The organism is Klebsiella sp. HMSC16A12 (assembly GCF_001808265.1).
Lineage (GTDB): Bacteria > Pseudomonadota > Gammaproteobacteria > Enterobacterales > Enterobacteriaceae > Klebsiella > Klebsiella pneumoniae.
In genome coordinates this window covers 55,728-64,091 of record NZ_KV792633.1, presented here as the reverse complement: position 1 = coordinate 64,091, position 8,364 = coordinate 55,728, and the positions used below count along the sequence as shown (strand labels likewise).

7 protein-coding genes are annotated in these 8,364 nt (G+C 57.9%); 5 read left to right on the top strand and 2 right to left on the bottom strand.

The window, feature by feature from the left end; all coding sequences use genetic code 11:
- Positions 1-1,232: DNA translocase FtsK 4TM domain-containing protein (locus HMPREF3140_RS19110; RefSeq protein ID WP_020803362.1), on the bottom strand; the 1,232-nt coding region annotated here is incomplete at its 3' end.
- A gap of 135 nt (positions 1,233-1,367) precedes the next feature.
- Entirely contained in the window at positions 1,368-1,862 is a 495-nt protein-coding gene (lrp, locus tag HMPREF3140_RS19105; RefSeq protein ID WP_000228469.1) for a leucine-responsive transcriptional regulator Lrp, read from the bottom strand.
- Between the two features lie 532 nt (positions 1,863-2,394).
- Between lrp and trxB the strand changes: the two genes are divergently transcribed.
- The 5 genes from trxB to infA all read left to right on the top strand — a co-directional run bounded on the left by trxB (position 2,395) and on the right by infA (position 8,284).
- A complete protein-coding gene (gene trxB / locus HMPREF3140_RS19095; RefSeq protein ID WP_002898019.1) occupies positions 2,395-3,363 on the top strand; it encodes a thioredoxin-disulfide reductase in 969 nt (322 codons plus the stop codon).
- Between the two features lie 114 nt (positions 3,364-3,477).
- On the top strand, positions 3,478-5,244 hold the full coding sequence (gene cydD, locus HMPREF3140_RS19090; protein ID WP_021441488.1) for a heme ABC transporter permease/ATP-binding protein CydD: 1,767 nt from the start codon (positions 3,478-3,480) through the stop codon (positions 5,242-5,244).
- Positions 5,245-6,966: a heme ABC transporter ATP-binding protein/permease CydC gene (cydC, locus tag HMPREF3140_RS19085; protein ID WP_004179158.1), complete on the top strand. Its 1,722-nt coding sequence runs from the start codon at positions 5,245-5,247 to the stop codon at positions 6,964-6,966.
- A 44-nt stretch (positions 6,967-7,010) separates the two neighbouring features.
- The gene (gene aat / locus HMPREF3140_RS19080; protein ID WP_002898014.1) at positions 7,011-7,712 is read left to right on the top strand and encodes a leucyl/phenylalanyl-tRNA--protein transferase; all 702 of its coding nucleotides are present in this window, start codon (positions 7,011-7,013) and stop codon (positions 7,710-7,712) included.
- A 353-nt stretch (positions 7,713-8,065) separates the two neighbouring features.
- Entirely contained in the window at positions 8,066-8,284 is a 219-nt protein-coding gene (gene infA, locus HMPREF3140_RS19075) for a translation initiation factor IF-1 (RefSeq protein WP_001040187.1), read from the top strand.
- The last annotated feature ends 80 nt before the right edge of the window (positions 8,285-8,364 follow it).

Here is an 8,364-nt window from a genome sequence, read left to right as displayed (position 1 = left end):
GGCTGTTGATACGGCGCTGGCTCAGGCTGATACGCCTGCGGTGCGGTTTGCCCCGCTGGCGGCTGATAAGCAGCCTGCTGGAACGGAGCGGGTTCAGGCTGATACGCCTGCTGCGGCGGATAGCTGGCTTCCGGCTGATAAGCTGGCGCAGCGCCGTGATGGCCCACCGGTGATTCTGCCCACGCCTGCGGCGCGGCAGTAGCCGCCGCCGCTGCGCTTACCGGCTCAGCGATACTGTGGCCATTCAACAACGGATCGTAAGGGTCGAAATCGCCCGGGCGCACGGCGCTGGCGCCGGAGAACAGCACATCATCCTCTGCGGGACGCGCGGCGCTGGCGCCGGAAAACAGTACATCGTCGGCGGCAACAGGCGCCCCGCTGGCGCTGTATTGCACCACCTCTTCGCCGTCATCCATCCGTTTGCCGGAGAAAAGCGCAGCGTCGGTTTTACGCCCCATAGGGTTGGTAAACTTCTCGGCCAGACGCTTACGCCGCGCCAGCGCGCTGCGTAAGATACGGGCGCGACGCGATTCCTGCGGCCTGGCCGCCTCTTCGTCGTCGTACTCTTCCTCGTCGTCTTCGTATTCGCCTTCATCGACCCAGGTATCATCCCGACGGGTACGGTTGCTGGCAAAGGTGAGAACGGACAGGATGCCGCCGCCCAGCTTTTCCGCAATGCTGACCCACGACCAGCCGGTGAACAGCGTCAGCCCGGCCGCCCAGATACACAACAGGGCGATGGTGCCGCCGCTGCTGTGCAGCAGGGGTTGCAGCGTGGTGCTCAGCAGGCTGCCGATCACCCCGCCGGAAGCGAAGTACCAGATATCATCGGCGTTAATCGCCGCCAGACCACAGGAGGTCAGGATCAGGGCTAACGCACCGATGAGGCGAAGGGAAACGGCAAAATAATCAATGTATTCGTCGTTTTCCTGATGCCGCCAGGCAAACCAGCATCCGCCGATGATGATCACCGGGATGGTGTAGGCCATGACGCCAAAAATGAAAAAGAGGGTATCGGCAAGCCACGCGCCGGGGGCGCCGCCTAAATTATGAATAGGCTCATGCCATGCCGTTTGCGACCAGCTGGGGTCCGAGGGGTTAAAGCTCAGTAGTGCCGCCATCAGCCAGATGGCGAAGAGGGAGCAAAGGATGAGCATCGCCTCAAGGAGTCGGCGCCCGCTGCTGAGTTTGGTTAGTTTGACTTCTTTGTCTTCGGTGTATTCCTGGCTCAAGAAAGGCTCTCCAGGTATCAGGCTGTTTCCTGCCTGCTGCTAAAACGGACAACAGCGCCGGGTCTCCCCGGCACTGTTGCTGTATGGATTAACAGGAGTGTAATCAAACTACGTCGAGTTTGCACCTGTTCCGTGTTAGCGCGTCTTAATAACCAGACGATTACTTTGCTTGACTTCTTCCATTACCACGTAGGTACGGGTGTCGTTAACGCCCGGCAGGCGCAGCAAGGTCTCGCCCAGTAATTTACGATACGCTGACATATCCGGTACACGGGTTTTCAACAGATAGTCGAAATCACCGGAAACCAGATGACACTCTTGAATTTCTTCAAGTTTTTGCACTGCGGCGTTAAATTGCTCAAACACATCCGGTGCGCCACGATTCAGAGTAATCTCAACAAATACCAGAAGTGATGCATCCAGATAATGCGGGTTGAGCAGCGCCGTATAGCCCTGAATAAAACCCTGTCTTTCAAGACGACGCACACGCTCAAGGCAAGGCGTCGGAGAAAGTCCCACCCGTTTAGAAAGCTCGACGTTAGAAATTCGCCCATCTTTTTGCAATTCATTCAGGATGTTACGATCAATGCGGTCGAGATCTTTGCCAGGGCGCTTCTTGCTATCTACCATTATTATTGTCTCTCTGTATTCCTTCCCTACTCCTGTTCCGGCTCTGAGCCTTCACTGCCAGAGCCCATCCTGTTATCACCCGTACGACATTGGGTAACCCAGGGGTACGTGAGAAGCCCGTTGCCTGACGGCAGTCACCGACATCACGCATGGCGTCTGTCCACACCATGCGTAGATTTCGTTAACCCGGATAAAAATGGCATTTGCGTGCATGAAAATTCGCCGCACGCTAAATACTGCTTTTCTTCTTCCTTGAATGTTTTCGCAAAAGCACAGGTGATTGTCAAAGCAAAACATCGATTTTTAGTACAAGATGCCAGATATTCATCATCCGCCCTGGTTGATTCTCATTTTTTCGTCTTATAATTGTCCCGCCGACAGTAGAAATAGTTATATTCCTTGCCGGGAAAATCACCAATTCATTGGCAGCTTCTATTGCACACATCGTTAACAAAATCGCTGTGCTCTTTTTTTACGACAACAAATTCCCTACAATCCCAGCCCAATGTATGCCAATTATTATGGGGATCTCATGGGCACAGCCAAACACAGTAAACTGCTTATCCTTGGTTCTGGACCTGCGGGATACACCGCGGCGGTCTATGCCGCACGCGCCAACCTGCAGCCGGTGCTGATCACCGGGATGGAAAAAGGCGGTCAGCTGACCACCACGACGGAAGTGGAAAACTGGCCAGGCGATCCGAACGATCTCACCGGTCCGCTGCTGATGGAGCGCATGCACGAGCATGCCGCAAAATTTGAAACCGAGATCATTTTCGACCATATCAGCCGCGTCGATTTGCAAAACCGCCCGTTCCGTCTGACAGGCGACAGCGGCGAGTACACCTGTGACGCGCTGATCATCGCCACCGGCGCTTCCGCCCGTTACCTGGGCCTGCCTTCCGAAGAAGCCTTCAAAGGCCGCGGCGTTTCCGCGTGCGCTACCTGCGACGGATTCTTCTATCGCAACCAGAAAGTGGCGGTGATCGGCGGCGGCAACACCGCAGTGGAAGAGGCTCTGTATCTGTCGAATATCGCCTCTGAGGTACACCTGATCCACCGTCGCGATTCCTTCCGTGCGGAAAAAATCCTCATTAAACGCCTGATGGATAAAGTGGCAAGCGGCAACATCGTGCTGCATACCGATCGTACCCTCGAAGAGGTGACCGGCGACCAGATGGGCGTCAGCGGCCTGCGCCTGCGCGATACCAAAAACAGCGACAATGTCGAGTCCCTGGAAGTGGCTGGTTTATTTGTCGCCATCGGCCACAGCCCGAACACCGCCATCTTTGAGGGCCAGCTGGAGCTGGAGAACGGCTACATCAAAGTGCAGTCCGGTATCCACGGCAATGCGACCCAGACCAGCATCCCGGGCGTGTTCGCCGCCGGCGATGTCATGGACCATATCTATCGTCAGGCCATCACTTCTGCGGGCACCGGCTGCATGGCGGCGCTGGATGCGGAGCGTTACCTCGACGGTTTGGCTGACGCTTGCAAATAATCTTTACAAGTCAGTAACAAAGGTAAAGAAGGCGACGAAAAGTCGCCTTTATTTTTGCTGCGATGTAACATTGCCGTGCCCAATACTCCGATAACGACACCTGCAAAGCGCGCAATGAATAAAACCCGTCAACAAGAGTTAACCCGCTGGTTAAAACAGCAAAGCATTATCTCCCGTCGCTGGTTGATGATTTCCCGCCTGCTTGGCGTGGCGAGCGGTCTGCTGATCGTGGCGCAGGCCTGGTTCCTGGCGCGGATCCTGCACCGGATGGTGATGGAGAATATTCCAGCGACCGCCCTGCTGCTGCCGCTCACGCTGCTGGTGCTGATCTTTGTACTACGCGCCTGGGTGGTCTGGCTGCGTGAGCGGGTCGGCTTTCAGGCCGGGCAGCATATTCGCTATGAAATTCGCCGCCAGGTTCTTGACCGCCTCCAGCAGGCAGGCCCGGCGTGGATCCAGGGCAAACCGGCCGGCAGCTGGGCAACGCTTATTCTTGAGCAAATCGACGACATGCACGACTATTATGCCCGCTACCTGCCCCAGATGACGCTGGCGGCCTGCGTACCGCTGCTGATCGTTATTACTATTTTTCCGATTAACTGGGCCGCCGCGCTAATCCTTCTCGGCACCGCCCCGCTGATCCCGCTTTTCATGGCGCTGGTCGGGATGGGCGCCGCCGACGCCAACCGGCGTAACTTCCAGGCGCTGGCCCGCCTCAGCGGCCACTTCCTCGACCGCCTGCGCGGCATGGAAACCCTGCGTATTTTTCATCGCGGTCAGGCAGAAACCGATAATATTCGCGACGCCTCGCAGGATTTTCGCCAACGCACCATGGAAGTCCTGCGTCTGGCCTTCCTCTCCTCCGGGGTTCTGGAGTTTTTCACCTCCCTCTCCATTGCGCTGGTAGCGGTGTATTTTGGCTTTTCTTACCTTGGCGAGCTGAACTTCGGCCACTATGGCGCGGGCGTCACGCTGATGGCCGGATTCCTGACGCTGATCCTCGCCCCGGAATTTTTCCAGCCGTTACGTGACCTGGGTACCTTCTACCATGCCAAAGCTCAGGCCGTGGGCGCCGCAGACAGCCTGAAAACGTTTATGGAAACGCCGCTGACCCAGGTAGAGCGTGGCGAGAAAACGTTAAATGACAACGATCTGATTAGCGTGGAAGCGCGCGACCTGGTGATCAAATCTCCGGAAGGTAAAGTTCTGGCGGGGCCGCTTAATTTTGCGCTGCCCGCCGGCGCTCGCGTGGTGCTGGTCGGCCAGAGCGGATCCGGGAAAAGCTCTTTGCTGAATACACTGCTCGGCTTTCTGCCCTATGAGGGGTCGCTGATGGTCAACGGCGTAGAGCTGCGCGAGCTGGACGCTGAGCGCTGGCGCCGCCTGCTGAGCTGGGTAGGACAGAATCCGCAGTTACCTGCCGCCACGCTGCGGGAAAACGTGCTGCTGGCGTGGCCCGAAGCTAGCGAAGCACAGCTTAGGCTGGCGCTGGACAAGGCCTGGGTCAGCGAGTTTATCGCCCTGCTGCCGCAGGGGATCCATACCGCCGTAGGCGATCAGGCGGGGCGTCTGTCGGTAGGCCAGGCGCAGCGTATCGCGGTCGCCCGCGCGCTGTTGGTGCCGTGCCGCCTGCTGCTGCTGGATGAACCTGCCGCCAGCCTTGACGCCCATAGCGAACAGCGAGTCATGCAGGCCCTGATCCACGCTTCCAGTGAGCAAACCACGCTGCTGGTCACCCATCAGCTTGAGGGGCTGGCCGACTGGGACGACGTCTGGGTGATGCAGGACGGACAGATTATCGAACAAGGCGACTACGCCACGCTGGCCCGTGCTGGTGGGGTCTTCTCGGCGCTGCTGGCCCATCGTCAGGAGGAGATTTAAATGCGCGCACTTTTACCCTATCTGGCGCTCTATAAACGCCATAAATGGATGCTGCTGCTTGGCGTCGTGCTGGCCATTGTGACCCTGCTGGCCAGCATCGGCCTGCTGACGCTCTCCGGCTGGTTCCTCTCCGCCTCAGCGGTGGTGGGCGTCGCCGGGATCTACAGTTTTAACTATATGCTGCCTGCCGCGGGCGTTCGCGGCGCGGCAATTATCCGTACCGCCGGGCGCTACTTTGAGCGCCTGGTCAGCCACGACGCTACCTTTCGCGTGCTGCAGCACCTGCGCGTTTTCACCTTCAGCAAACTGCTCCCCCTCTCTCCGGCGGGGCTGGCGCGCTTTCGCCAGGGTGAGCTGCTCAACCGGGTGGTGGCCGACGTTGACACCCTGGATCATCTCTACCTGCGGGTCATTTCGCCGCTGGTCGGCGCGCTGGTGGTGATTGTGGTCGTCACCTGCGGATTAAGTCTGCTCGACGTCACCCTCGCGCTGACGCTCGGCGGTATCATGCTGGCGACCCTGCTGGTTATGCCGCCGCTGTTCTATCGCGCAGGTAAGCCAGCCGGCGAAAGTATGACGCAGCTGCGCGGCCAGTATCGCCAACAGCTCACCGCCTGGCTGCAGGGTCAGGCGGAGCTGATGGTATTTAACGCCAGCGACCGCTACCGCGCACAAATGGAAAAGACCGAGCTGAGCTGGCAGGATGCACAGCGGCGCCAGGCCGAGCTGACCGCGCTTTCGCAGGCGGTAATGCTGTTAATCGGTGGCATCGCCGTGGTGGCCATGCTCTGGCTGGCCTCAGACGGCGTCGGCGGCAATAGTCAGCCCGGGGCGCTGATCGCGCTATTCGTATTCTGCGCGCTGGCGGCTTTTGAAGCCCTGGCGCCGGTTACTGGCGCTTTCCAGCATTTAGGCCAGGTGATCGCCTCCGCGCGGCGGATCTCGCAGATTACCGACCAGCAGCCGGAGGTCACCTTTGTCGAAGATGAAGCCAGTTCGCCAGCGCAGGTGGCCCTAACGCTTCGGGAGGTCACTTTCCGCTATCCTCAGCAGCCCTCCCCTGCCCTGGAGAATATTTCCCTGCAGATTGCCGCCGGAGAGCACATCGCCATTCTTGGCCGGACCGGCTGCGGAAAATCGACGCTGTTGCAGTTGCTTACCCGCGCCTGGGACCCGTCACAGGGAGAGATTCTGCTCAACAATCAGCCGCTCTCCGGCCTCAGCGAAGCCACTCTGCGGCAGGCAATGAGCGTAGTGCCGCAGCGCGTGCACCTGTTCAGCGCCACCCTGCGCGACAACCTGCTGCTGGCGGCGCCTGAAGCGGATGACGCTCATCTCAGCGCTACCCTTGAGAAGGTGGGTCTCGAAAAACTGCTGCAAGATGGTGGTCTTAACGGCTGGCTGGGCGAAGGCGGGCGTCAGCTCTCCGGCGGCGAACTGCGCCGACTGGCCATTGCCCGCGCGCTGCTCCACGATGCGCCGCTGATGCTGCTCGATGAACCGACAGAAGGTCTGGATGCGGCCACCGAAAGCCAGATCCTGCATCTGTTGGCAGATGTCATGCGCGACAAAACCGTGCTGATGGTGACCCATCGCCTGCGGGGCCTGGCGGGTTTTAATCAGATAATAGTCATGGACAACGGCCAGATAATTGAGCAAGGTAGTCACGCGGAGCTGCTCGCTAAACAGGGCCGGTACTTCCAGTTTAAACAGCGTCTGTAGGCTATTCTATTATCTAATTTTTGCTGATGCGTATTGAGGTTAAAATGCGTCTGGTTCAGCTCTCCCGGCACTCTATCGCCTTCCCCTCTCCGGAAGGCGCCTTGCGAGAACCTAATGGCCTGCTGGCGCTCGGCGGCGATCTGAGCCCCGCGCGGCTGCTGATGGCCTATCAGCGTGGTATTTTTCCCTGGTTTTCCCCTGGCGACCCGATCCTCTGGTGGTCGCCCGACCCCCGGGCGGTACTTTGGCCAGAGCAATTCCATCTCAGCCGCAGCATGAAGCGCTTTCATCAGCGTTCGCCCTACCGGGTCACGCTCAACCACGCCTTTGGCGAAGTGATTGAGGGCTGCGCCAGCGATCGTGACGAAGGCACCTGGATAACCAGCAGTATCGTTCGCGCCTATCACCAGCTGCATGAGTTGGGTCATGCCCACTCCATTGAAGTCTGGCAGGAGAATACCCTGGTGGGAGGAATGTACGGCGTAGCGCAGGGAGCGCTGTTTTGCGGCGAATCGATGTTTAGCCGGGCGGAAAATGCCTCCAAAACCGCGCTGCTGGTATTTTGCCAGGACTTTGCGCACAGCGGCGGTAAATTAATTGACTGTCAGGTACTGAACAACCATACCGCGTCATTAGGCGCAGTGGATATTCCCCGCCGCGATTATCTGGACTATCTGTCGGTATTACGCGGCTACCGACTGCCCGAGCGATTTTGGGTGCCGCGGGTGCTATTTCCTGGCGGATAATAAAATGTTTTCAGCACATTTTGCGTCAGGATGGTATAATTGCGCGGTAGAGTAGCTTCTGCCTGTTGCCCCGCCGCCGTTTGGGAATAATAAGAGTCAGATAACGCCCATCGTTCTGTCACTCCCCTTTACGTTTGCGCCTGTCACGCGGCATGGCCGTGTGTGTCCCGGGCAATGCGCCAAAACTACTTCGGCGATTCATACCCGTCATATTTCCGTAGCCGCTGCGCTGACTATGCGCCTTGCGGCAAGGTGAATGATTCAGGGTAGATACGTAAAACTTTACTTACATGATGAACTTCGGCATTATCTTGCCGGTTCAAAACTACGGTAGTGATACCCCAGAGGACTAGATGGCCAAAGAAGACAATATTGAAATGCAGGGCACCGTACTTGAAACGTTGCCTAACACTATGTTCCGCGTAGAACTGGAAAACGGTCACGTGGTAACCGCGCATATCTCCGGTAAAATGCGTAAAAACTACATCCGCATTCTGACGGGCGACAAAGTGACTGTTGAGCTGACCCCGTACGACCTGAGCAAAGGCCGCATTGTCTTCCGTAGTCGCTGATTGTTTTCGCCCTTAAGGCGTCAGATGCTGAAGGCCGGGATAATTCCCGGTCTTTTCATTTCTGCCGTCAGCAAAAAAAA